Source organism: Rubneribacter sp., assembly GCF_965361815.1.
The window spans coordinates 1-23,991 of the sequence record NZ_CBDTNW010000102.1 but is presented as its reverse complement, the minus strand read 5'-3'; the positions used below and the strand labels follow the sequence as shown (position 1 = coordinate 23,991).

Below are 23,991 nucleotides of genomic sequence, written 5' to 3'. Positions count from 1 at the left end.
AGCCCGGCTTTCGCCGGTCTGTTCAGCGCTGCGGGCTCAGCCGCCCACGCCCACGGCCCCCTGTGTGCCAGCGCCTGCAAGGTTATCGGGCCGCCCGCTGCCCGCATGGCAGGCCCTCCCTCGCGCGCCCCACGGCACCCCTGCCCATGGCGCTACCGCTTTGGGTTCGTGCGCTTGCGTGGCCTGTGCGCACCGTCGGCGGCAGAGACGGCGGCTGCGGCGGTCGCCGTGCCCGGGTCGGCCGTGACGAATCCCGGGCCCCAGACAGCAGGAGACGGCCCGCAGGCCGTCCCCGAGAGCTCGTATGCCGTTGTGCGTGCCCGCGTGGCTACTTGACCAGCTTGAAGCCCACGGTGCCGTCAGGGGCCGCCACGTACACGCGCGTGGCCATTGCCGCGTTCATCTGCTCCAGCGTGTCCCAGGCGCCGAAGGCCCACAGCAGGTCCTCGTACATGGTCTGGTCGGAGGGCACCAGGTCGGGATCCACGCCGTCGAGCATCTGGCCCAGGGTCATCGGGCCCAGGTCCTCGCAGTGGTAGACGGTGTCCAGGTCGGGGAGCTTCCAGGCGGTCTCGTTCGTGATGGTGGCAGTGGTCATGGCGTCCTCCAATCGGTAGAGATTAGCAACTGATAATATCATAAGCCCAGGCCAGCGTATTATCAAGTGCTAATCATCCCTCCATTGAGATTACACATTGCTAATCCCTTCCAGCTGGGATAGACTGTTCTGGTACACCACGGGAGAAGGGCAAAGGGCATGCAGATCACCGAGGCCATAAAGCACATGTGCGAGAAGAGCGGCAAGGGCGTCGTGGGTGCCTCCCAGGCGCTCGGGAAGTCCAGGATGTACCTTTCTGCCCTCATATCGCGCGGGAGCTACCCGCGCACCGACACCCTCGTCCAAATCGCCCAGGCGTGCGGATACAAGCTCGTGCTCGAGGGGAACGGGGAGAAGATCGAGCTCGACCCCGAACCGTTCGTGAACCAGGTCGTTGTCGAGTACGACCCCTCTTCCATCGAGCGCCCGGGGAATTAGCCCGCCTCGCCCAGGCCGCCTCCGCCGACCTCGGCTGCGCGCGCCCTGGCAATGCTTTCCTCCTCGCCATACCAGCGCATGCGATACTCCCATGCGCCCATGGTGACGCCCACCTCCTTCATGTCCTGCTCCTTCTCGGCGGCCGTGTCCTGGATGATGGAGTCATCAAATTGGATCCTCGTCTCGCCCTCATTGGGGATTGACTCACCAAAGCCGCGCGACACGTGCATGGCCGCCCTGGCTATCGAGACGATCGCGCCTTCCAGGCCGTTCTCGTGCCGGCGGATGTTGCGCATCAGGGCCGAGTTATCGCTACTGACCTCCGTGGCCGTCTTCACGTACCCGCGCGAGTCGTCCATGTCGAAGTAGCTGATGCCGAAGCCCGTGAGGTCGCCGAGCATCTGCAGGGCAACGCGGAAGGCCTCGATCTGCCCGCTCGTGCGGAGCGCTGGCGCGAATTCTTGGATGGTGTCTTCCGTCGACATGACCTTGCGGAAGACGGTGCAGTCTTGTTTTCCGAAGGGGATGGTGACGTTCTTGTTGCCATCGGTCTCACGGTCGAAGAGAACATCGCTAAGAAAAACACGCATCTTGCTCAGGTCAATCTCGTTGATGAGCGCGTCGAAGGTGAGGTCCACGGCTTGCACCGCATCCACCGCGTCCGCGAAGATGCTCTGTCCGTAGGGACTCATATCCACCCTGGTATTCGTGACCGCCGGCTTGACGATGCCGAAGGTGGGGAAAGGGCAGCCCGTGTCATAGACCGGGAGGATGCCCACAGGCGCGAGCTCGTTGCCCTCGTGGTCGAAGCACACGGTGACGATCCGGTACGTCTCCTCGCCTTCATCGGTGAGAAGAACGTCCGCGTTGTCACGTGAAGGTATGGAAGGTGAAGATGGGGAAAGGTCTGCCGAGAAGCCCATGCCGCCTTTGAGATGCATCTGCAGCTGGTCCACGGCCTTGCCACGATAGAAGGCACGCGTGACGAAGGCGCATTCGCTGATGCCGTCCTCATCCCAGCTCAAGGGAATGACCATGCGAGCGTCGTAATGGCGAATACGGACCTTCCGCTTGCCCAGGTCAATCCAAAGCGCCCAGGCACCAGTGCCGAGCCCGAAGGCACGCACGACGGTGGCCTGCGCCGCGTTCATGAAGTTCGTGGAAGAGAAGAACGAGTTGATCCAGTCGGTGGCCTTCTGGTTCTCGCAGACCACCTTCACCTCCTCGTTGAGGAGAAGAGAACCCCACTCCTTGCAGACGCGCATAGCAGGGTGAATGCTTCTACGGTGAACGGCATACACACGCCCCATCCCGTCCTTGTCCCTATAGTCGTAAAACTCCCCGCGTGCGCTCATCCAGTCGTCCCAGGATCTAATCCAGGGCTCCATGTCATCCAGGGGAAGAACAAACCCTAGCTTACGCAGATAGTCCTTAACATGCTCCGGCACCCAGTATTCGTCGAGACCATTAGCGCCCATGCGTCACCTCCGATAGTCCGGCCGATAAGGTCAGGTGAAGTGTCCGCTGCCGTCACAAACACCCGCATGCCTTAAAATGCCGAGAAGAGCTTTCGGTTTGAGAAGAGAAGCTGGGGAAGACCATGCAGAACAGGTACACGGGCGACATTGGCGACTACAGCAAGCTGGGCCTGCTCCGGGCTCTGCAGTCGGCAGGCTTCTCGATCGGGCTCAACTGGTATCTCACGCCAGACGAGACGCACAACAGCGACGGCCGCCACGTGGACTATCTCAAGCAAGAGAAGTACCGCGCATGCGATCCAGGCCTATGGCTTGGCCTCAAGGCGATCGTCGATGGAGATAACAGAGAAGTGCGCTACATGGAGAACGACGACATCTTGCAGGCAACGTTCTTCTCCGACTGCCTCGACTTTTCCGATGATGATGTAAGCGGAAAGCGTAAGTGCAAGCCGAAAGCCGAGAGAACCGCGCTTCGTGGTGATTGGTTCAGAAGATCTCTCGCCCGGTTGGCGGGAAAAGACATCGTGTGCGTTGATCCAGACAACGGCCTGGTCGTACCCTCCGCATTGGGAAGGCCGAAGGAGAACAAGTACGTCCTGCCCGAAGAGCTCGCCAGGTACTACGCCCAGGGTTCCACGGTCGTCTACTACCAGCATAAGGCAAGGCGAAAGGACCCCTTCTACACTGATCAGCTAAAGGCGCTGCTGAGAAGAGAAGACCTCCCCGGCGCTTCTGGCCTTGCATTGATGTTCGAGAAGGTCTCGCAGCGCTACTACATGTTCATCGTCCAGCCAAGGCACAGGGAGATGGTCGAGAAGAGCGTGCAGGACATGCTCTCTACGTCCTGGGGCGATCACTTCCGCCAGCTCTGACGCGCAATCGCTTAGGCGCCAATAAGGGCGAGAAGAGCCAACGTCACCAAGGCGCACGCCAACAGCCGCATGAACTCGAGCATGGCGAGAACGGCGCAGACGCCGACGGCAATAAGAATGGCGAGAAGAACGATGAGAAAAGCCATTGCCTAACCTCGCAATACGTCGTCCATCATGGCATAGCGAACAGCGTCTATGGAATGGTCATTGCCGTCTGGAATCTCGTCGATCCAGTTGCCCTCCTTGTCCTTCTCGAATTCCTTCAAGGTGAATTCGGAGAAGGTCAGCGGGCAGCGCTCCGGGTCGATCACGATCTCGCGCAGCCCAGCCAGCCACTCATAGGACAAGCGCCGCATCCTGGCTTTGCGTGCCGCATGCACCCGCAGCCCGAGCTCGCGCCTCCACACGTTCATCTGCACCTTGCTATCAGGCGTGTCGTCGCAGTAGACGATCTGGTCGTGGAAGTACGCCTCCGCGCCCTGTTCGTCCGGGAAGGTGAGAGAATCCACCACGATCTTGCCCGTCTCTGCCGGCATCATCTTGTTCGCCGAGTGCTCCTCGAAGATGAGAAGGCGCCGCGCGTCAGGCTCCCAGGCACAGCGCACGAAGCGCCACGGATCCGGGAACCAGCCCCAGTCCACTCCATTGCGAATGCGTTGGAAGGTGCGAATGCGAGAGTCAGAAAGCTTCGCCTCGTGCACGTTGTCGAAGATGGCGCCACCGGTACCGGTGATCTCTCCCAGGTACTCCCAGCGCCACGCCTGCTCGTTCGTGGCGCGCAGGTACTCGGCCTCCTCGACAAAGGGTGCGCCCAGCCAGTCGGGATGCGTCTCTATCACATCGAGGTAAGAAGAACCGCGCACAAGGGTATCGTCACGCCTCACGCGCTCCAGCCGCTCCACGTTCACCCATGACCACATCGTCTTGGGCGGGTTATAGCTGTAGAAGATCCAGAATCGGTCGCCGCCACGGCGAAGAGAATTGAGAATGCTTCGCACGGCCTCCACGCCCTCGAACTGGTCCAACTCCTCGAACCACACCACACTGCAATAGCCCTTGGTGAACTTCACGCCCTTGAGCTTGAGAGGATCGTCCGCACCGCGGAACACGATGCGCTGCCCAGTAGGGGTGTAGGTGATCTCCATGGGAGAAACGCGGCAGCGGAAGACGCCCTCCAGGCCGAGCACCTCGATCGCCCACTGGGTCTGCTGGTAGACGGAATCGCGCAATGTGTTGGAGAAGCGCCTCACCACCACCGCGTTCGCCTTCGGGTTGGCAATGATGAGAAGAACAATGGCTATGGAGATGAACGAGCTCTTCGTGGACCCGCGCCCGCCCGGCAGCCAGTAGTGCGTGTGGCCGTGCGCCATCACGTCGCCCAGCACCGGGTGGAAGCGCGGGATGACGAAGTCGGAGACGTTAGTCGCCATCGGCGTCGCCTCCCTCGCCGTCGGAGTCGTCGGCCATGGGCTCGATGACCAATCCCAGGGTGAGCTGCACCGGCGCGTTGTCGGCCTCCTCGGCCTTGCGCTCCATCTTGCCGTACTCCATGGGGTACTTCCGCTCGAGCAGCCAGGCAGCAGCGGTCCAGTACTGCGCCCTGGATTCCGCAGCCGACTTGATGGTCGTGAGCAGGCATCTCTTGTACTGGGCCTCGGCCTTTTTTAGTTCTTCGTATAACGCGCGCTTCACTCCGGTCTTGGCGTTCTCGCCTTCCTTGAGCCAGCGGTAGAACGTCGCCTGGTGCACGCCGATAGCGGCGATGATGTCTGCGTCGCAGAGCCCGTCGCGCTTGAGCTCGACGATCTGGTCCACGAGCGCGTATGTCAGCTTCAACTTAGCGGGCATGGATAGCCACCTCCTCAAGGTGGCATGGTGCCTTCGCGTCACAAACTGGCATACAGAGGGGTGAAAGGGTGAAAAGCTTTCGGCCTTTGCACCCTTTCACCCTCGCGTCACTTGCCGTCGCGTCGGTCCCGCCTGGACTTCAAGCCGTACTTCCTGCAGAGCCGGCTGTTTCGCTGCCGCATCCGGTCACGCTCGCGCCGGATCGCCGCAACGTCGTCCTCGTCGGCCTTCTCCTCGCGCTCTGCCTGCAGCACCTCGTTGAACGCTATCTCCTCGTTCAGGTGCATCATCTCGGTGCACATGGGGCAAAGACCGCTCTGCCTGTTCAGGCGCACGCCAACGACTCTGCACTCGGGGCACACCTGCTGCACTCGCAGGCTCACGTGGCATCGGCTCGCCTGGCTCTCGATCGAGCGCACGGAGCGGTCGGTTCCGCACTCGCGCAGCAGCGCGTCGTGCACGGCCTTCACGCCCAGGTGCCCGTTCGCCCGCATCACGTCGATCTCCCGCGTGGTCCACTCGTGCCAGGCCTTCGCGCTCACGACGGCCACCGCCCAAAGAGCGGAGGACGAAAGGCAGGGTGAAAGCCTTTGACCCCCTCAAGCCTCACGGGAAGGGTGCGGGGGTGTGTTGTCGGGGTGCTTCGTCCCCGACACACATCCCCCTCCCCACAAAAAGTTCTATATATAAGGGTTTCTTTTGCCCCCCTAAAGCATGAATTTTGAGGGTTTTGGGGGTGGCCGTCAGGCGATGGGAAGCTCACCCTGGACCCCCTCTCCCTTGTCGGCGGCATCGCCCGAAGAGCCAGAAGTTGCCGCATCATTTGAGGTCGGCTCGGGCTCGGGCGGCTTGCGCACCACGATGGCGCGCCCGGTCTCCTGGTCGATGCCGCGCATGAAGCGCTTGGACTCGTCGAGCCACCGCTTCACGGTCGGCTGGCTCCAGTGCAGCGCCTGCTGGGCGTCGTCGCGGAAGCAGAACTCGCCGGAGCCGATCATCTTCTCGCACACAGCATCCAGGGACGCGACCTTGCCCAGGTTCTCGGCCTCGGTTCGCAGCTTCCTGGCCTCGCTCACGCCGCCGTAGTTCGGCTTGCAATCCTCGAGCAGCCCCGTCGAGTCGACGGTGTGCAGCGGGAAGGTGAACCACATGTCCAGCGGCGCCTTCGGGGCGAACTCGCGCAGCGTGAAGGAGAGGCGCCACCCGGTAAGGTGCGAAGTTGCCGCAAGCTTGTAGGACTGGCGGGCGGCCTCGAGCGTGCCCGGCTCGAGCACGAGCTCGGTCATGTCGAGCACCGCGTCGGGGGCGCGTCCGAACACGCCGGAGCCGCTGCCACGGTCGATCGAGCTCTTCAAGCCCTGGGCGCCTTTGCTGTGGTGGTGGCTGATGACCACGGTGCATCCCAGGTTCACGCAGATCTCGTCGAGCCTGGCGAAGAACTCGCGGATGTCCTTGGCGTTGTTCTCGTCGCCGTCCTGCACCATGTAGGCCGGGTCGATGATCACCATGCCGAAGTCGCCGGCCTTGCACCGGCAGAAGAGCTCGCCGGTGATCTCCTCCAGGCCGCAGCTCTTGCCGCGCAAAGGCCACACGGTCAGGTTGTCGCGCACGACCTTGGCGTCGGCGCTCTTGGCGATGCTCACCGTGGAGATTCGCTTTTGCAGCGTGCGGTGGTCGGTCTCCAGGTCGATGTAGAGCACCTTGCGCTGCGCACAGCGGAAGTCGATCCACCAGCCGCCGGTCGCCACGCTCACGGCCAGGTTGATGAGGCCCCACGTCTTGTTCGCCTTGGACGGGCCGGTGAGCAGCATCTTGTGCGTCTCCAGCAGCACGCCCTCAACGATCTCGGCCGGCATCTCTGGCAGCTCCTCGGGGACCACGATTGCCTGCTCGAAGGCGGGCAGGCGCGAAGATCCGCTTGTTGCCGCAATGTCCTCGGAGACGACGGAGGCCGCGTCGTTCGCGGCCTCCACGTCGTGCATGTATGCGTCCTTGCTCACGCCCATCAGCGCCACCTCGTGTACCAAAGCTTGTAACCGGTCGTGATCGAGGGATCCCTCTGCTCGAAGTCCCACTCCTTGCCGCGCATGGCCATGAGGTACTCGTCGGCGTCCTTGGCGCCGCCAGGGTACGGAGGCATCACGGCATGGGGTACCTTGAGAAGGTCCAGGTCGTGGCATATCCGGTCGCGGGTCTTGCGCCCCTCGTCGTCCTCGTCCATGGCCACGGTGATCTTCTTCGGGCGCAGCTCGGGCGGAGTTGCGTACAGGACCTGCGCGAAGCGCCGCGCGTTGGCAACGCCTCCCAGGGCCATCGTGTCGCCGCCGGTGATCTTGGCAAGGGCCATCGCGTCGATGAGCCCCTCGGTCACATAGACCTGCTCGGCCGCCACCGAGAGAAGCCACTCGCACCACAAAGGCGAGGCCAGCCCACGCGGCCGCCACTCCTTGTTGCGCGCGTCGCCTGGGCGGCACACGGTGCGCACCATGCAGTAGTTGGCCGTCGAGAAGTCCTTGTTCCAGAACGGTATCGTGATGAAGCCGAACGCCTTGGGCTCGTACACGCTGAACTCCGGCATGATCTCCTTGGGGTCCCTCGTGAAGCCGAGCCCGAAGGTCGCCGCGTCGCCGTCGTCGAGCCCGCGCCAGCGAAGGTAGCGCCGGCCGATGTCGTTCTCCGCATAGTAGAGCTGCCCGAAGGCGTTGCCGCACGCCTCGGCGCAGTCGGCGCCACCGGCCTCGCGCGGAGGGTCGAAGAGCGGCCTGGGCTTGCGCTTCGGCCTCTGCCTGGGCTTCCTCGGCTCGTCGTCGTCCGACAGCCGATAGCCCACGGCATCCGCCACGGCCCTGGCCTGCTCGGCGAAGCCATCGATACCGTCGAGCTCGGCGATCAGGCTGAACACGTCCCATGTCTTGCCGCACCCGAAGCAGTGCACGGTGTTGTCGTTGGCGTAGTAGTGGGCGGAGGGGTCGCGGTCGTCGTGGTTGGGCGACGGGCACCGGAATGACCTCCGCAGGTCTGTAATCCCGCAGCGCACGTTCAGCAGCTCGGGCATGAGCTCTCGCAGCGCGTCGCGGTCGGTCTCGGTGATCATCGGCTCACCTCCCTCGTTTTGGGGAAGTTGCCGCAAGGTTTATAATCCCCCGAACAGAGCGCCAAGCTCTGCCTACAGGTGACCCGCAGCCCGCTATCCGCCAAGATTCCGGCTGTGGGTCGCCCCATGATAAGGGCCATCACATCTGGCCTCCATCCTCGTCGATTTCCTCGAAGAGCTCGCGCCAGTCGCCGGCCCAGCCGACGGCCGCCGCGATAGCCTTGCCGCGCTTCGGGTAGGGAGGCTCGAGCCCCCGCACGATCCGCGATACCGCCGGGCGCGAAATGCCCGTCGCCTTCGCGATCATCGCCTGGGTGCCGCGCTTCTCGCAGATCCGCCCTATGCGCAGCGTGCGCTCCATTACGAGCGCGCGGCCACGGCGGCCGCGTCGCCCTCGTCGCCGGCGTCCGCGCCGCAGGCGTTCGGGAACACCTTGTCGCGGCAGATGCGCCAGCGCCCGTTGACCTTGTCGGCCGGGATGCGGCCCTCGGTGATGCCGCGCCGGATCGAGTTCACGTGCTCGCCGGTCACCTGCGCAAGCTGCATCGGTGTGAGGAACAGGGGGAGGTCGTCGATCCTGTTGCCCATGGTCTTTCCTTTCGCTAGACAGTCCTTCCTAGGCGCAAAAGCCGACGCCGGGGAGAGTTCCGTTGCCCTCCGTGGAACACCGTTTCGCTCCGTTGCGTCGGCGGGCCATAGAGTAGCACAAGAAATCCCATCACGGCTAACATCAATTGAAAATTATGGTATGATTGCCCTACAAGCATTGTCCGTTTCGTTGCGTGGTGGTATGATTCGTTGCGTAGTGTTGAACCGTTCACCCGACGATTCGCACCGCTCCACCACAGAACGCACACATTGGAGGACGAGGACATGGCAAAGACCATCAAGGACCTACGGCAGGAGAAGGGCTACCGCAGCGCCCGGGAGTTCGCCGACGCCCTGGGCATCGCGACCTCAAGCATGTCCCGCTACGACAAGGACCCCGAGGCCATCCCGCTCAAGCACGCCTGGGCGATGGCCGACCTTCTGGACTGCTCCATAGACGAGGTCGTCGGCCGCGAGCGCGTCACGTCCGGCGCCAGCGAGCTGCAGGACTTCTACGACGGCCTGCTGCCCGAGACCCGCGCCCTCGTGGACGAGTTCATCGAGTTCGCCGCCATGAAGGACAGGGCCGCCCGCCAGCGGGTCCAGGCCGTGGAGGACGGCAAGTACGACCGCCTCTGCCAGTTCCACGAGCGCGCGTTCCACCAGGCGCTCTACGACAAGGCGGGCTTCGGCGAGGTCGTCGAGTTCGACACCCCGGCAGACGAGCGCATGGCGTTCATGCTGTTCCTGCGCGACCAGGCGGCCGCCAAGCGCAAGCCCGGCATCGACCTCCACATCGAGGGCCTGGAAGAGGAGATGCGCGACGGCTACATCGACGCCGACGGCACCGAGCGCCACTGGACCGAGGAAGAGCTCCAATCCATGCTCGCCGACGAGCGGGCACAGATGGACGAGGAATACGGGAGGAAGGACGAGGAGGTGATAGCCAAGGTCATGGAAGCCTACGACAGGCTGCACGGATCCCAGCTTCTCGGCGACGGCCACAGGGTCACCGTCGAGTACGCGGCGACGCGCCTGCCCAAGTAGGCAGAAAGCAGGTGGTCCGCAGGGTGCGCCAACACCCCACGGACCGGTGTCCAACTCTAGATTGCGCCTAGGAAGGACGGTGTCATTATATGGCATCCAACACCCACATGGACAGCGCCCAGCCGCGCGTCCGCACCAATTCCCCGCTGGCAGACCTGCGCAAGGCCGCAGGATATCGCAGCAGCCGGGACTTCGCCGCAGTGCTCGGCATCCCGGCAACCACCTACTCGCGCTACGAGCGCACCCTGGCAGACCCCGACTCAGGCATACCGCTTCGCGCTGCATGGGCTATCGCCGATAAGCTCCACTGTTCCATAGACGCGGTTGTTGGCCGCGACGAGGCCATGGGCGACGAGGGCCGCGACCTAAACGCCGCATACCGCACGCTCAGCGACGGCGGCAAGGAGCGCTTCGACGAGTACCTGCAGTTCCTGGCATTCCGCGACCAGCTCATCGCAAGCCAGCAGGGCAGGTGATCGGCATGGCGGAGAAGACCAACGGCAAGGGAAGCATCTACCAGCTCGACAAGGGCAAGGACGGCAAGAAGCCCAAGAGCAAGTGCCGCAAGTGGCGCCTGGTCGTGTCGCTCGGCAAGGACCCGCACACCGGCAAGTACCGCCAGAAGGCCAAGAACTTCAACGGCTCCTACACCCAGGCACAGCGCGAGCTGCGCGAGTTCGTCGCCCAGATCGAGGGCGGCAACCTCGTCAAGCGAAACGGCTGGACCTTCAACGGCTACGCCAAGCACTACGTCGACACCCGCGTCGCGGCCGGCGAGATCCAGGAGCGCACCGCCAACAGCCTGCGCGGCACGCTCAAGGCACTGGGCTACCGCATCGGCGAGCTCAGGCTGCAGGAGATCACGCCCGAGGTCATCGAGGCGGCATACATCGACCTGCGCGCCGGCGAGAGCCTGTCCGGCAAGCCGCTTTCGGGCCGCACGCTCTACAACATCAACCTCAGCGCGTACCTCATGTTCCAGAACGCCAAGGAGAAGGGCATCGTGGGCGAGAACCCGCTCGAGAAGGTGCCCATGCCCAAGAAGGACACCAAAGAGAAGGAGTCGCTGTCGGCATCCGCGTACAGCGCCCTGATCTCGGCGCTCGACCCGGCGGAGCGCTACCAGTGCGCCGTGCTGCTCTGCGCGACGCTCGGCCTTCGCCGCAGCGAGTCGCTGGGCCTCTCATGGGGCGACGTGGACTTCGCCAACGGCACCGTCAACGTGCACGCATCAACCGACGACCACGCGGGGCTCAAGGAGCCCAAGACCGAGGCCGGCTTCCGGCTTCTGCCCATGCCCGAGCAGCTGGCCGCCGCGATCATGCGGCGCAAGGAGGCTGTCATGCCGAGCCTCATCAAGTACCACCCGGAGCGCGTCATGCGCGTGGTATCGACCGACGGATCGTGCCCGGCGGGCTGCGTCGAGATCGAGGGCAAGTTCTACGACATAAGCGGCAAGGTGGCCGTCTGCTGCGACGACGACGGCGAGCGCCCGCTGCCCGACGGCCTCTCCCGCTGGTGGGCCCGCCACCGCAAGGACTACGGGCTTGAGGGATGGACGCTGCACGCTCTGCGCCACACGTTCCTGAGCCTGGCCGCCGCCCAGGGCGTGCACCCGTCGGTGATGATGCGCCTGGCCGGGCACAAGAACCCGAACATCACGATGAAGATCTACACGCACGTCAACATGGAGTCCAAGCGCGAGGCCATGGATGCCATGCAGGCCGCGTACATGCTGGCAGGGTAGTAAAATGGTGCGAAGTGATGCGGGCGTGGAGCGGGCACAATTCTTGATTCTTTCTTTACTGGAAGGATGCAGGCAGACGGCCCAAACCAAGAAACAAGCCATCTACCTGCATCGTTGCAAGTGGGGTTCAGTTACAATCCCAAGTGTACAAAGGGGTGTCTTCCCCTTACTCCTCCTCCGCCTGCCGCGCCGCTTGCACTTGCTCGATGGAGATGGTGGGGATGCGCACGAACATGAGGTAAATCAAGAACAGGGCGACGCAGCCCAAGATCACCCACACCACGGGCTTCTGCACGATGAGCGCGCTTGCGCCCATGACCAGAAACGACACGGTGAGGATGCGCACCTTGGTGGAAGCTGGAATACCGCCTGCTTGTTTGAACGCCTCCACGTAGGTCTTGTACACCTTGGTGGAGACGATCCAGGCATGGCAGCGCGGCGAGGACTTCGCGAACAGGAAGGTCGCCAGAAGCAGGAGGGGAGTGGTGGGCAGCACCGGCACGAACACGCCGACGCATCCGAGGATGCAGGCGATCCAGGCGCCGATGAGCATGAGGATGCGGAGTGCGCGGTTCATGGGGCGTCCTTCCGGTTGTCGTGCGTTTGGGGCAGTATAGCAGACGCCCATCGCGCTCGCGCGGCAAAACCGTCCCCGTGCGCCAGATGGAGGGGTTATCCCTTTTCCTGCCAAATTGCTGCTGCCGTGGGCCCGTGCCGGCGGCGGGTTCGGCAGAGAGAAGCCCTTCCGGTGGCGAGAAATCACCGAAGTCGGAAGATTTCAGGGGGCGCGGGCGGTCCTGGGAGCCCCTTTCTGATAGCGGATCTCTTCCGACCAGGCGTTTTGCTCATGCAGCGGCGGGTGGTGGTGGAAGAGTTTTCCGATTTCGGTGATTTCTCGCCACCGGAGGGGCTTTCCGCCGTTCTCGTCGCACCGGCGCGCCGCTTGCCGCCGCCCGCAGTTGCTCTTCGCGCCGCCTCTCGCGCTGTGCCGCGGCCGTCGCCATCCTTTTCGCGCCCGCATGCCGCGCCCGCGACGCCGTCCCCTGCGGCAGGTTGAATTTCAAAATGCAACAGCGTTGCGTTCGACCTTGCAGCGACGAAGTCCGCCGTCCCCTGCGCGCCGTTTGGCACCGCGGGGGTTTGCGTCCGGGAGCAGGGCGTGGTACCATCGGATCGACCGGACAAATAGCCTGGTTTTTCTCGAAGGATGCCTGCGGGCATCCTTCGTTCGTTTAAGGGAAAGATGAGCAAAGAGTAGTCTTTGGGAGCCTTTCCCGGTCGGAGGAGGAGGGCCGTGCAGGCAGACAGCGGACAGGCGGATGCCGTGAGGATCGTCATCCGGGAGGGCAAGCCGCCCTTTGCGGCGCGGGCGCTCCACGGGGCGGCGGCCTTGCTGTGCCTGGCCATGCTGGCGGCGCTGTGCCTTCTGGCCGTGCCGCGGCTCTTTGGGGTGCACGAGTTCAACGTCACCTCCTCTTCCATGTCGCCGGCCTACCCGGTGGGATCGCTCGTGTTCGCCGTGCCCGTTGATCCGGCTTCCGTCCGGCCGGGCGAGGTGGTGTCGTTCGTCATGAACGAAGACTTGGACGTGGCCACCCACCGCGTGGTGGAGAACGACTACGAAAACGGCCGCCTCGTGACCAAAGGGGATGCCAACGCCAACCGCGACGACCCCATTCTGTACGAGAACGTGGTGGGCGTGGTGCGCTTCTCCGTTCCGATGGCGGGCGGCGTGATCGACAAGCTGTCGAACGACCAGGCGGGACGCATGGCCGCTGCGGGTGCGGCCGTGTGCCTGGTGGTTTTGGTGGTTTGCCTGGAGGTTGCGGCGGGGCTGCTCTCCCGCAGGCAGCCGACCGTCTCCGTCGCGTCCGCCGACGGCCTTGCGCCGAAAGGGGGCCTGCGATGAGGGGCGGCCTTCGGAAGTCCGCGCCTGCGGCGTTTGCGGCCGTGGCGGCGTGCGCGGTTGCGGCGGCCCTGTGCCTGCTGCTCGCCGTGCTGGCGCCCCTTCCGAGCACGGCGGCGTTCACCTCGGCCACCGCGAACAGCGAGCCGAACGCCTTCACGCTGGGCAGCGTGAAGATACGCCTGGTGGAAAACGACGTGCCGGCCGAAGGCGCCGAAGCCGACGTCCCCTTTGGCGAGGATGCCAAGAAGGTCCAGGTGGAATGCATCGGGCGCAACCCGGCGGTGGTGCGCGCGTACCTGTATCCGGACGTGGCGGAAACGGACGGCACGAGGATGTGGGCCGCGCAGGATTGGTCGGAGCCGCAGGACGGCCGCATGAGCCTGGGCCCCGTGACGCTGCACTTGGCGCAGGGCTGGGAGCAAAGCTGGACCTATCGCGACGGCGCCTTCTACTACCGAAAGGTCCTGCAGCCCGGGCAGGTGACCGAGCCGCTGCTTGCCGGGGTCACCTTGGCGGACGGCGTGGACGCGGCCGCCTTGGGCGGGGTGGGGGTGGCGGTTGCGGCCGAGGCCGTGCAGGCCAGCCCCAGCGAGGCGCCGGCAACGTGGGGCTGCACGGTCGGCGACGACGGCAGCGTGGAGGTGGGCTAGATGGCTCGTTTCGCGCCACGTATGCGGCCTTCGGTGTCGCGCCGGCGGCGCTCCGGACGGGGGCGCGACCGCCCGCCGTAGCAGTGTGCGCACAGGATGCAGGGGTCACTGATGGAAAAGAAGGAGGAACCCATGGAAAACCAAAGGCAAGACCCGGTCATCGTGGTGGAGAGGACCGAGCGCAAGCGCAGCAAGGGTTTGATGGCGGGCGTGCTGGGCGCGGCCCTGGTGGCGGCGCTCGGCGTGGGCGGCACGCTCGCGTACCTGACCTACACCACCAATCAGGAAAAGAACAGCTTCACGTCCAACCCCAACATCACGGCTGACCTGCTGGAGCCCGAGTGGACACAGGCTGCGGCCGATACGGATAAGAAGAGTGCCCCAGATAATTCAGACATCCCTCTGGAAGCCGACAACATGATCCCCGGCAGCGAGGTGGCCAAGAACCCGTTCGTGGTGAACACCTCCGTCAACGGGGCGAAGGCGTGGGCCGGTATCAAGCTGCAGTTCGAGAAATGGAACGGTTCGGGCTACGTTGCCATGACCGATGATGAGATGAACAAGGTGCTTAAGGTGTACTCGCTTTACGCTACAGGTGAGACGGCGGATCCTGGCATCGTGCCAGCGACCGGCTGGACGGAGAGTGCCGGCGATGCCGCAGATGGTGCGAGATACTTCTACTACGCCACTGCGCTCGAGGCGGAGACGGCGGATGAATTTACGGGCGAAAACGATACCGATGCCTACCGCAACATCCCCGCAACCAAGCGCACCGTGGCGCTCTTCGACAAGGTGAAGTTCCTTGAGACCGCCACGCAGGCCGATATCGACGCCTTGAATGACGTTCTCAATCCGGGCGACGCGGTGGACGATCCGAGCTGGCGCGTGACGGTGACGGGCGCGGCCATCGGCGCCACGGGCGCTGCGAGCGAGACGGCCGCCACTTTCGTCACTGAGACGGCCGGCGTGTCGTGGAAAGGCGTCCTTGACGCCAACGCGGCTTCGACCGCAGGCACGGGCGTCAGGACCCCGGTTGTTCCGTAAGGCGCTCATCGCGTGGCCCGGGTGTACGACATAGCCCTTGAACACCCCGTCCGGGGAAGGCGCGTGGTGCTCGCGGCGGCTGCTGCTGCCGTCGCGCTCGCCTGCGCCCTCCCCGGGATTGCGGGCACGCAGGCCTACTACGGGGCCAACGATCGCGACACGCACGTGTTCGTGCTGCCCGACGTGCGCATATCGCTCACCGAGCAGTGGGACGTCCAGGACGGCCTGGGCCTTGCCCCCGGCACCACCGTGGTTAAACGGCCGGTGGTGGCCAACGACGCGTCGCCGTGCTACGTGCGCGTCGTCGTGCGGCTTGCGGACGCGAACGGCGAGGCCCTGTCTCCCGACGCCTGCCCCGAGCGCTACCGGGCCATCATGGGAACGCTTTGGAGCGACCCTGCCGACCGCATGGAGGCGGGGCGGCCCTACTCCGCAAGCGAGCTGGCATCCCTGGAGGGCGTCGGCCAACTTTACGACGCCGAGTCCTTCCGTGAGCCGTACTACGACGCGTCCGTGGGCGGGCTTGTGTTCGAGCACGAGGGCGTGTTGGGCGCAGGGGAGTCGTGCGAGCTGTTCGCGAAGGTGTGCGTCCCGTCCGACTACACGGTACATGACATGGCCCTGATGGGCGACTACGTGCTGGGCATCCAGGCGCAGGCTATCCAAGCCGCCGGATTTAAGGACCAGCAGTCGGCCATGGAGGCCCTGTCCAAGGAAGGATTGCTATGAGGGCCTCGCGTGCGAAAAGGACGCTGGCGACCGCTGCGGCCGCGTTGTTCGCGGCGGGGGCGGTCTGCCTGGTTGCCGGGGGCGCCGCGCTGGCCTCGCCGTCGGCGGCGGAGGGCGCCGGGGACTATTTCGACGGGCGCCTTGTGCAGAAATGGGGGCAGGAGGGACCCGTGCCCGCCTATCCGGGCATGACCGTGGAGCGCGACGCCCGGGCGGTGAACGAAGGGAGCGCGGTCATGGCGGCCCGCATGCGGTTCGAGAAATCGTGGGGCAGCCTGGAGGACGGCGCGTGGACCGCCTGCGACGACGGGTCGCTGGACGAGTCGCTCATAGAGGTGGAGCTGCCCGAGGGCAGCGGCTGGGTGGACGGCGGCGACGGCTGGTACTACTACGAGCGTCCCGTCAATCCCGGCGAGAGCACGGACGCGTTCATATCCACCTGCTCCATATCCGAGCACGTGGGCGAGGACGCGCACGTGGGCGAGGCCAGCGCGTACTCGGGCAAGGCGGCCCGGGTGGACGTCTACCTTGAATGCGCCCAGGCGTTCCAAGAATCCGCGGACGGGCCGGCGGAGAGCGCGTCTTCAGGCGGCGGGCAGGTGGTGCACAGGCTTCCCCGGTCGGTGACGGCCGCGTTCGCCCCCAAGACGGGCGACGGCGCGCTTGCGGGCTTCGCCCTGTGCGCCGCCGCATGCGCGCTGACGGCGGTTTCGGTCATCCTGCTTGCCTTGGCCCTGCGCCGCGGAAAAGACGACGACTCCCCAAGGACGGTGCCCTTATGAACGCGAACCCGAGAACGCGCGCGGCCGCCGTTTGCGCGACGGCGCTGCTGTTGGCCGCAACCCTGTTCTGCGCGGCGCTGGCGAAAGGCGGCGTCTCCCGCGCATGGGCCGAGGACGACGCTGTTTCTCTGGCGACGAACCCGGTGTGCCGCATCGTGGGCGGCGACGAGTACGATTCGCTCGTCCAGGCCGTCGCAGCGGCGGCATCCGGCAACACCATCGAGATCACCGCCAGCAACACCGTGGGGCAGGCCATCGATGCCGGAGGCAAGGAGCTCACGCTGCGAAACGCCGACGGCGGGGCGCACGTCACGACGTTTTCCGCAGCGGGCTCTTTGACCACGTCCGGGAACTTCACGTTGGGCGCATGCGTCCTCGACGGCGGAAGCGCTTCAGGCACCACGCGCACTTCTGCCCTCATCACCGTGAACGGCGGCTCATTCACCATGGACGGCGCCACAGTGCGCAACGTGACTAACACTAACGCCAGCACCTCCGCTGCAAATCCGGGAGGCGCTTTTGGTGTGGCCGCAGGTACGCTTACCTTCGCGAGCGGCACCATTGAAGGATGCCGTGCCGCATCCGGGCGCAACACGTACGACACGAATGGGGGTGGCTCCGTGGCGCATATTGCCCCGGGGGCAACCTTGATCATGCAGGAGGGAACGTCTATCTCGGGCAGTGGGTCGTATGACACAACCTACTCTGTCCAAGGTTCTCCTATCTGCGTGCGTGGTACGTTTTGTATGGAGGGTGGAAGCATCTCTGACAATAACAGTGTTAGTGGGGGAGCGATTTACTGTACAGAAACCGGCAATGCGATTCTAACTGGTGGGTTGATTGCAAATAACCATGTCTCTAGTACTCAAGGAGGAGACGGCGGCGCGATGTTCCTTGCGGCGAACGCGAGGGCCACAGTGGGCGGTGATGTGCTGATACAAGGAAACTCGTCCACTCGAAGTGCCGGAGCCATTGCAATGCGCAACGGTGCGTCGCTTTCCATCGAAGGCGGCACCATAACGGGCAACAACACGGGAGGCGAAGCCTCGGAGGTTGTCGCGCCGTTCTACGGTGCCGTGTCCAGCCACGGAGTGGGCAACATAGCATCCGTCACCCTGAGCGGCTCTCCGGTCATCGAGGGGAACACCTACAAGGGCTCTACCCCTGCCGACCTTTCGGTGTCGGCAGCAAATACGTTGACGGTGGGGAAGCTGGAGCCGGGCGCACACATCGGCATTTATGCCGCCTCGGGCATTGATGCTACGGGCCAGCAGTTCGCCACGGGCGCGGACGCCGCGACGTCTTTGGGCGACCTGTCCGCTTTCTTCAGCAACACGCGGTCCGTGTCGGGGCGCCCGCTCATGGGCGCGGCGGGAGACGGCACCGCCATCATCTGGGAGAACCCGCCCATCTGCAAGATAGCCTCCGCCGACGGAGCGTCGGCTGCCGTGTACAACTCCCTGTCCGCCGCGTTTTCCGCTGCGGTGGCGCAAGGCGGCGCGACCATCGAGATGCTGGTGGAGTCCTACGACCTGACCTCCTCGCTTAGCGTTGGGAACTTGGCGGTGGACGTTGTGCTGACCACGGCCAAGACGGAAGGGGAGGGCTGCGCGGACGGCTACCCTTATGAAGGCGATGCTGAAACCCCCTGCACCATCAGGCGCGCCTTCAACGGGGGCAGCATGGTCACGGTCGGAGGCGGCGGAGGGTCCCTGTCGTTTGCTCATCTCGTGCTCGACGGCAACGCGGACGCGTCGTACACGGGGGCGGGCGGCAGCGTCATCAGCGCCTCGGGCGGTGCTTCTGTGTGGTTAAGAGACGGATGCATCATACAAAACGCGCTGGCAGACCCCGGAAGCGGGGCTGCGGCCACCGCCAACGGGGGCGCGGTGGCTTTGGCCGGCCAGGGCACGACGCTTCACATGGAATCCGGTGCTGTTGCGCAAAGCTGCCAGACGAACGGCAGCTGGGGCGGCTTTCTGTATCAGGGTCCTAACACGTCGTTCATTGCAACAGGCGGCACGATACGCAACTGCGGCACCACCATAGCGGCCAGTTCGGGCGGCGCGATATTCGCGAACAGCTCCTGCGTGACGGAGCTGGGCGGGGACTTCGAGGCGTACGGCAACTACGCCTATGAGCATGGATCGTTCTGGCATGGGTTCAGCTCGACGGTTTTGCGGCTGAAGGGTTCGGCGAGCATTCACGACAACGACATAAAAGCCGCTGCCGCGAACAAAGAGGGTAGCGCGCTGTACACCTACGGGGCTATCGTCGAGATAGAGGGGTCTCCGACGGTCGCCGACAATCGCCAGCTGAATAACACCGAGTGCAACATCCACGTCACAGCCGAGTCCCAGATCAGGGTGACGGGCAGTCTCACGGGTGGCGAAGTGGGCATTTACTTCTCGGCGCGGAGTGCGGCGGGAAACACGTTCGGCAAGGCGTACGCGGGTTCCGCAGAGACGACGGCCACCAATCTGACGGGCCTTTACCATCTGAAGAACGACATCACCGCCGGTTTGTCGGGCGCGCCGGGAACGGGATCCGCCGTCATCTGGGCCACCTCTCCCATCTGCAAAATCGTGGACGGCGGCGTGGCCGCGACATACCCCACGCTGACCGACGCAGTGGCCGCCGCTAAACGAAAGGGCGGCAACGTGACCATCGAGATGATTGTGTCGTCCTACAACATCGGCACCTCGTTCGCTTTTGGCGCGCTTACGGGCGGAGTGAACATCACCATCGCCACGGCGAAGACGATTGACGAGGGCTGCGCGGACGGCTATCCCTACGAAGGCGCCGCCGATGCTCCGTGCGTACTGCAAAGAGCCTTTGCAGGTGGCAGCATGTTCACGGTTACGGGCGCCTCTGGCGGATCCGTGTCGTTCGCCGACATCATCCTAGATGGTAACGGGGGCACATACACCGGCGGGTCGGGCAGCGTCATCTACGGGTCGGGCGGTGCGGCCATCTACCTGAAAGACGGCTGCACCATCAGGAACGCGAAAGCCAACGCCAACGGCGGCGGCGCGTACCTGGAGGGCTCGGGCACGACGCTGTACATGGAGTCGGGGTCGCTTGTGGAGGACTGCCAGACGAGCGAAGTATACGGAGGCTTCCTGTATCAAAACACACGCACCTCGTTTTTTGCAACAGGCGGTACGATACGGAACTGTGGCACCACTCATGCGTCCGGATCAGGAGGTGGGGTGTTTATTCAATCGTATTGCACAACGGATTTAAGCGGGGATTTCAAAGCGTATGGGAATTATGCGCGCGCCAACGGGTCGTTCTACCATGGGTGGACAAATAATTCAGTTCTTAGACTGAGTGGAGAAGCTAGCGTCTGCGAAAACAAAATAATACCTGGGGCATCGGGCTTTAACGGTTCTGCTATTTTTACGTACGGAACCCTCGTTGAGATAGGGGGATCCCCAATGGTTGTCGGTAATCTTCAGGCGGACAATTCCACCGAGAGAAACATCTATACCACCGCTATCGCCGAGATCAAGGTGATGGGCAACCTGACCGGCGGCGAGGTGGGCATTTACTCCACAGCTGGCTACACGAAGGGCGCCCAGTTCGGCAAGGCATACGCGGGTTCCGCAGAGACGACGGCCACCAATCTGACGGGTCTCTACCGCCTGACAAACGACCGGCCGAACAATCAGGACGAAAAACTGGCCGGCATGGCCGGCTCGGGCTCGGCGGTGGTGTGGGGCGTGGTGAAGGACATCCCCGTGCAGATCATCCAACGTGTTTCGGAGCCGCTTGACCACGACGCCTGGTTTGTCGTGGAGGTGCGGGATGCGGGCGAGCAGAACGCCTACCGCCAGCCTGTTCTGGTGAGGGCCGGCCAGACGGAGGGGAGCGCGACGGTCATGGTGAAGTCGAGCCGGCCCTACTCCTTCACCGACGTGGAGCAGGCTCGTCCGTGGCGGCAAGGCAAGGCGGCCGTCACGTACGCGGGTCCGGAGTCCGTCTCGACGAGCGCGGGGTCCGCGACGGCCACGTTCACGGACGCCGCGGCCTCGCGGACGTTCACATTCTCCTCTTCCGAGGAAAAAACGCAGTGGCTCTCCGACAGCGCGTCGGTCCGCAACGCCATGCGATAAGAACGCCCCTCTCACTTGCCGCCCCCGCCCTGCGCCCGCCTGCTTCGTCTGGCGGGTGCGGGTCCTCAACCGCTTTTTGAACCAGCGGCAAAGCCCCGCCCTTCAAATGCTCCTCTTGCTACAATCATTCTCGATTTCGCAGATCAATCGAAGGAACGCGTTGCAAAGGGTTGCCAAGGGCAACCCCTGCGTCAGCATTGCCGCCAAAGCTCGCCCGGCCTTGGCGGCGCGACTTGAAGAGAGAGGGGGGAGGGAGGTGCGCATGCAGATAACGACCGACTATGCCATCCGCATAGTCGTCTACCTTGCAACGGCTCGCGGCGTGCGCACCGCCCAGGACATCGCCGAGCACGTGGGCCTCTCCCCCGTCAATGTCGTGCGCGTGGTGCAGAAGCTTCTGGCCGCCAAGGTGGTGGCGTCCCAGCGCGGCCATACCGGCGGGTACCTCCTTGCCGCATCGCCGGATGAGATCACCTTGCTTGACGTGGTGGAGGCCATGGAGGGAAACGCCGCCTGCAGGGCGCTGAACTCCACGGAGGCGGAGTACTTTCCCCGGACGGTGTTTCGGGACCTTTACCGGCGCGTGGACGACATGCTGGCCTCCGTGACCTTCGGCGCGCTCGTCCAGGAGGGCTGGCCGCGCTGAGACGGGGCGAATTTGCGGAATCTCCTTGCATCCTCGGCGTTGCGTGCTACAATATGCAGGCTGTTTACTCAAGCGGGGGAGCGATCCCTCCACCTGTTTCGGCGCTTCGGCAGCTGACGGGTCGCGCGAATACCGGCTTTCCGCCACCATCAAGCGACGCCCGCAGGCTTTCGGAGCTGCGGGTTTTTTGATGTCGCGCGCAGGCGCGGTGGAAAGGAAGGTGAGCGCGATAGCTGCTCAGGAGCCTCGGCTCAACGAACAGATCACCGTCAGGGAGTGCCGCCTGATCGGCTTCGACGGTGAGCAGATGGGCATCTACACCACGGCGGAGGCCCAGCGGGTCGCCGACAACCAGGGGCTTGACCTGGTGGAGATAGCCCCGAACGCCGAACCTCCCGTGTGCCGCATCATGGACTACGGGAAGTTCAAGTACGACCAGGCCATCAAGGCCAAGCAGGCTCGCAAGAACCAAAGCCGGGTCGAGACCAAGGAGATGAAGTTCCGTCCCAAGATCGACGTGGGCGACTACACGACCAAGAAGAAGCACGTCCTGCGCTTCCTCGAGGCCGGCAGCAAGGTGAAGATCACCATCATGTTCCGCGGTCGCGAGATGGCTCATCCCGAACAGGGCCTGGCCATTTTGGAGCGGTTGGCCGACGACCTGAAGGACATGGCGGTCATCGAGAACCAGCCGAAGATGGAAGGCCGCAACATGCACATGCTCATCGCCCCGCTGCCTGCGGCGGTGGCGGCGAAAAAGAAGAAAGAGACCGAGAAGAAAGAAGAAGGGAAGGGCGAGGATAATGCCTAAGATGAAGACCCATCGCGGCACCGCGAAGCGATTCCGCGTCACCGGCTCCGGCAAGATCATGCGCGCCAAGGCGTACAAGAGCCACATCATGACGAAGAAGAGCAAGAAGCGCAAGCGCAACTTCCGCCACGAGACCGAGCTGGCCAAGGCCGATGCGAAGGTCGTCGGACGCAACCTCGGCATCCGCTAAGCCAGTAAGGAGCAGTGATACATCATGTCCCGTGTGAAACGTGCAGTCAACGCGCATAAGAAGCGTCGCACCATCCTCAAGCGCGCCAAGGGCTACTACGGCGCGAAGTCCCGCACCTACCGCTCGGCGAAGGAGCAGGTGCAGCATTCGCTGCAGTACATGTACCGCGACCGCCGCAACAAGAAGCGCGACATCCGCCGTCTGTGGATCACGCGCATCAACGCGGCCGCCCGCCTGAACGGCCTGAGCTACTCGGTGTTCATGAACGGCCTGAAGAAGGCCGGCGTGGAGCTGGACCGCAAGGTGCTCTCCGACATGGCCGTGAACGATCCTGCGGCGTTTGCCGCCGTGGTCGAGGTGGCCAAAAAGGCGCTGTAGGCCGCGCGTCGAACGTCGCCTGCGAAAGAGGGCCCCGCAGCCGCACACCGGCTGCGGGGCCCTTCTGTCTTTCGCGCGCCTTCCAACGCTGGTTTGCCGCCTTTCGCAGGCGCCTGGCGGGGCGGGGCGTTTCAAGCCCGGCAGCCGGCTTTCGCGGCCCGTCGGGCGTGCCGGGCCGCGATCAGCTTCGGTCGGCGGCGAGGTCGGGTTCGAAAGAGCCTCTTCCGGCCAGCATGTCCGCCAAAAACCCCTCGGCGGCCGAGCGCGCCGTGCCGATGGCGCCGGTGACCGTTTCCACCCCGCTCTGCTCAAGCGCCGACTGTATGGACGGATCTAAGGTGTGGGCTATGAGAACGTCCACCCCCAGCCTGTTGAGCAGGCTTGCCGTGGCGGCGGGGGGCAGGCAGGGGTTCGGGAAGTTCTGACACTGCGCGATCACCCCGCGCGTGACGGTGTAGCATGTGTAATCGGTGCAGCGCCCTCCGTGCGTCGATACGTCGAGGCCGTTGCTTGCGACCGCAATACGCATACCGCTCCTCCCTTGCTCGGTGCATCATACGATACTCCTGTCCGCCCTTCGCGCGCCCGCCCTTTCGCCCAACGGGGACAAATCACAAGGGGAACGACACGGGGGGGGGCCGTCCGGACGCGCGGCAAGGGAGGCTGCCGCGCGTTCGGACGCGCGCTAACGGCGCTTGCCCCCCGATCTTCTCTGGCGCGCGACCGCAGCGCGATGCGAACGGCCCGGCCGCACGTCCGCGCCTCCGTGCTTGGGCGCCGCGCCTTGCCGCGGGCGCTCCTGCCCTTTGCGGACGGCGTTTTTGGGGGCTGCGGCGCCAGCCGGACGCTGGCGTTTCGCCGCGTCCGTCCGACCGCGGCCTCCGGGCGCTCCTTGGATGCCCTCCTCTTGGCCGATGCCGGGCTTCTTCTTGCCGCGGCGCTTCTGGGACGCGGGCGCTTTCGCCTTTCGCGAGCCGTCCTTCGCCAGCTTGCGGGCATGCTCTTTCGCCTTCTCGCGCGCAGC

The 23,991-nt window shown here is 64.4% G+C and carries 27 protein-coding genes and 1 pseudogene; 15 read left to right on the top strand and 13 right to left on the bottom strand.

The window, feature by feature from the left end; all coding sequences use genetic code 11:
• Window positions 1-328: 328 nt before the first annotated feature.
• Window positions 329-598, bottom strand: a complete 270-nt coding sequence (locus ACWKY3_RS07735; protein ID WP_092197734.1) for a hypothetical protein — start codon at window positions 596-598, stop codon at window positions 329-331.
• A 159-nt stretch (window positions 599-757) separates the two neighbouring features.
• On the opposite strand from ACWKY3_RS07735, the gene ACWKY3_RS07730 reads away from it, so the two are divergent.
• Window positions 758-1,036 (top strand): helix-turn-helix domain-containing protein, encoded by a 279-nt coding sequence (locus ACWKY3_RS07730; protein ID WP_092197732.1) that lies wholly within the window; start codon window positions 758-760, stop codon window positions 1,034-1,036.
• Here ACWKY3_RS07730 and ACWKY3_RS07725 read toward each other — a convergent pair.
• Window positions 1,033-2,514, bottom strand: coding sequence for a hypothetical protein (locus ACWKY3_RS07725; protein WP_157005315.1), 1,482 nt, complete (start codon window positions 2,512-2,514; stop codon window positions 1,033-1,035). The genes ACWKY3_RS07730 and ACWKY3_RS07725 overlap by 4 nt on opposite strands.
• A 122-nt stretch (window positions 2,515-2,636) precedes the next feature.
• Here ACWKY3_RS07725 and ACWKY3_RS07720 point away from each other — a divergent pair, with 122 nt between their 5' ends.
• A complete protein-coding gene (locus tag ACWKY3_RS07720) occupies window positions 2,637-3,386 on the top strand; it encodes a hypothetical protein (protein WP_157005313.1) in 750 nt (249 codons plus the stop codon).
• Between the two features lie 11 nt (window positions 3,387-3,397).
• Here the strand turns inward: ACWKY3_RS07720 and ACWKY3_RS07715 are convergent, their stop codons facing one another.
• The 8 genes from ACWKY3_RS07715 to ACWKY3_RS07680 all read right to left on the bottom strand — a co-directional run bounded on the left by ACWKY3_RS07715 (window position 3,398) and on the right by ACWKY3_RS07680 (window position 8,916).
• Entirely contained in the window at window positions 3,398-3,532 is a 135-nt protein-coding gene (locus tag ACWKY3_RS07715; protein WP_273123535.1) for a hypothetical protein, read from the bottom strand.
• Between the two features lie 3 nt (window positions 3,533-3,535).
• Window positions 3,536-4,816, bottom strand: a complete 1,281-nt coding sequence (locus tag ACWKY3_RS07710; protein ID WP_449315840.1) for a PBSX family phage terminase large subunit — start codon at window positions 4,814-4,816, stop codon at window positions 3,536-3,538.
• On the bottom strand, window positions 4,806-5,234 hold the full coding sequence (locus ACWKY3_RS07705; RefSeq protein ID WP_449315839.1) for a hypothetical protein: 429 nt from the start codon (window positions 5,232-5,234) through the stop codon (window positions 4,806-4,808). Before ACWKY3_RS07705 ends, ACWKY3_RS07710 begins: the two co-directional genes overlap by 11 nt.
• 107 nt (window positions 5,235-5,341) lie before the next feature.
• Window positions 5,342-5,776, bottom strand: a complete 435-nt coding sequence (locus ACWKY3_RS07700) for a hypothetical protein (protein WP_449315838.1) — start codon at window positions 5,774-5,776, stop codon at window positions 5,342-5,344.
• Window positions 5,777-5,977: 201 nt separating this feature from the next.
• Window positions 5,978-7,216 (bottom strand): AAA family ATPase, encoded by a 1,239-nt coding sequence (locus ACWKY3_RS07695; RefSeq protein ID WP_449315837.1) that lies wholly within the window; start codon window positions 7,214-7,216, stop codon window positions 5,978-5,980.
• Window positions 7,217-7,239: 23 nt separating this feature from the next.
• On the bottom strand, window positions 7,240-8,328 hold the full coding sequence (locus ACWKY3_RS07690) for a toprim domain-containing protein (protein ID WP_157005302.1): 1,089 nt from the start codon (window positions 8,326-8,328) through the stop codon (window positions 7,240-7,242).
• 139 nt (window positions 8,329-8,467) lie between these two features.
• Window positions 8,468-8,689, bottom strand: a complete 222-nt coding sequence (locus tag ACWKY3_RS07685) for a helix-turn-helix domain-containing protein (RefSeq protein ID WP_157005299.1) — start codon at window positions 8,687-8,689, stop codon at window positions 8,468-8,470.
• Window positions 8,689-8,916 carry a helix-turn-helix domain-containing protein gene (locus ACWKY3_RS07680; RefSeq protein ID WP_157005295.1) on the bottom strand — a complete coding sequence of 76 codons (228 nt, stop codon included), beginning with the start codon at window positions 8,914-8,916 and terminating at the stop codon, window positions 8,689-8,691. Before ACWKY3_RS07680 ends, ACWKY3_RS07685 begins: the two co-directional genes overlap by 1 nt.
• 285 nt (window positions 8,917-9,201) lie before the next feature.
• Between ACWKY3_RS07680 and ACWKY3_RS07675 the strand changes: the two genes are divergently transcribed.
• The 3 genes from ACWKY3_RS07675 (at window position 9,202) to ACWKY3_RS07665 (ending at window position 11,710) form a co-directional block, all read left to right on the top strand.
• The gene (locus ACWKY3_RS07675) at window positions 9,202-9,963 is read left to right on the top strand and encodes a helix-turn-helix domain-containing protein (RefSeq protein WP_157005292.1); all 762 of its coding nucleotides are present in this window, start codon (window positions 9,202-9,204) and stop codon (window positions 9,961-9,963) included.
• Window positions 9,964-10,052: 89 nt separating this feature from the next.
• Window positions 10,053-10,439: a helix-turn-helix domain-containing protein gene (locus tag ACWKY3_RS07670; RefSeq protein WP_157005289.1), complete on the top strand. Its 387-nt coding sequence runs from the start codon at window positions 10,053-10,055 to the stop codon at window positions 10,437-10,439.
• A gap of 5 nt (window positions 10,440-10,444) precedes the next feature.
• A complete protein-coding gene (locus ACWKY3_RS07665; protein WP_157005286.1) occupies window positions 10,445-11,710 on the top strand; it encodes a site-specific integrase in 1,266 nt (421 codons plus the stop codon).
• Window positions 11,711-11,876: 166 nt separating this feature from the next.
• On the opposite strand, the gene ACWKY3_RS07660 is transcribed toward ACWKY3_RS07665, so the two are convergent.
• Window positions 11,877-12,287 (bottom strand): YbaN family protein, encoded by a 411-nt coding sequence (locus ACWKY3_RS07660; RefSeq protein ID WP_449315836.1) that lies wholly within the window; start codon window positions 12,285-12,287, stop codon window positions 11,877-11,879.
• Window positions 12,288-13,004: 717 nt separating this feature from the next.
• Here ACWKY3_RS07660 and ACWKY3_RS07655 point away from each other — a divergent pair.
• The 10 genes from ACWKY3_RS07655 to rplT all read left to right on the top strand — a co-directional run bounded on the left by ACWKY3_RS07655 (window position 13,005) and on the right by rplT (window position 22,967).
• Window positions 13,005-13,619, top strand: a complete 615-nt coding sequence (locus tag ACWKY3_RS07655) for a signal peptidase I (protein WP_449315835.1) — start codon at window positions 13,005-13,007, stop codon at window positions 13,617-13,619.
• A complete protein-coding gene (locus tag ACWKY3_RS07650) occupies window positions 13,616-14,269 on the top strand; it encodes a hypothetical protein (RefSeq protein WP_449315834.1) in 654 nt (217 codons plus the stop codon). The genes ACWKY3_RS07655 and ACWKY3_RS07650 overlap by 4 nt, the downstream gene beginning before the upstream one ends.
• Window positions 14,270-14,401: 132 nt before the next feature.
• Entirely contained in the window at window positions 14,402-15,313 is a 912-nt protein-coding gene (locus ACWKY3_RS07645; protein ID WP_449315833.1) for a SipW-dependent-type signal peptide-containing protein, read from the top strand.
• Window positions 15,314-15,325: 12 nt separating this feature from the next.
• Window positions 15,326-16,042 (top strand): hypothetical protein, encoded by a 717-nt coding sequence (locus tag ACWKY3_RS07640; protein ID WP_449315832.1) that lies wholly within the window; start codon window positions 15,326-15,328, stop codon window positions 16,040-16,042.
• Window positions 16,039-16,824, top strand: a complete 786-nt coding sequence (locus tag ACWKY3_RS07635; protein WP_449315831.1) for a hypothetical protein — start codon at window positions 16,039-16,041, stop codon at window positions 16,822-16,824. The genes ACWKY3_RS07640 and ACWKY3_RS07635 overlap by 4 nt, the downstream gene beginning before the upstream one ends.
• Entirely contained in the window at window positions 16,821-20,942 is a 4,122-nt protein-coding gene (locus ACWKY3_RS07630; protein ID WP_449315830.1) for a beta strand repeat-containing protein, read from the top strand. Before ACWKY3_RS07635 ends, ACWKY3_RS07630 begins: the two co-directional genes overlap by 4 nt.
• A 262-nt stretch (window positions 20,943-21,204) precedes the next feature.
• A complete protein-coding gene (locus ACWKY3_RS07625; RefSeq protein WP_449315829.1) occupies window positions 21,205-21,588 on the top strand; it encodes an RrF2 family transcriptional regulator in 384 nt (127 codons plus the stop codon).
• Window positions 21,589-21,778: 190 nt separating this feature from the next.
• Window positions 21,779-22,399: a translation initiation factor IF-3 gene (gene infC / locus ACWKY3_RS07620; RefSeq protein WP_449315828.1), complete on the top strand. Its 621-nt coding sequence runs from the start codon at window positions 21,779-21,781 to the stop codon at window positions 22,397-22,399.
• Window positions 22,392-22,589, top strand: a complete 198-nt coding sequence (gene rpmI, locus ACWKY3_RS07615) for a 50S ribosomal protein L35 (RefSeq protein ID WP_449315827.1) — start codon at window positions 22,392-22,394, stop codon at window positions 22,587-22,589. Before infC ends, rpmI begins: the two co-directional genes overlap by 8 nt.
• A gap of 24 nt (window positions 22,590-22,613) precedes the next feature.
• On the top strand, window positions 22,614-22,967 hold the full coding sequence (gene rplT, locus ACWKY3_RS07610) for a 50S ribosomal protein L20 (protein ID WP_449315826.1): 354 nt from the start codon (window positions 22,614-22,616) through the stop codon (window positions 22,965-22,967).
• Between the two features lie 181 nt (window positions 22,968-23,148).
• Here rplT and ACWKY3_RS07605 read toward each other — a convergent pair whose 3' ends face one another.
• Entirely contained in the window at window positions 23,149-23,496 is a 348-nt protein-coding gene (locus tag ACWKY3_RS07605; protein WP_449315825.1) for a NifB/NifX family molybdenum-iron cluster-binding protein, read from the bottom strand.
• 156 nt (window positions 23,497-23,652) lie between these two features.
• Window positions 23,653-23,991: pseudogene (locus ACWKY3_RS07600) on the bottom strand (DEAD/DEAH box helicase); the annotation flags it as partial.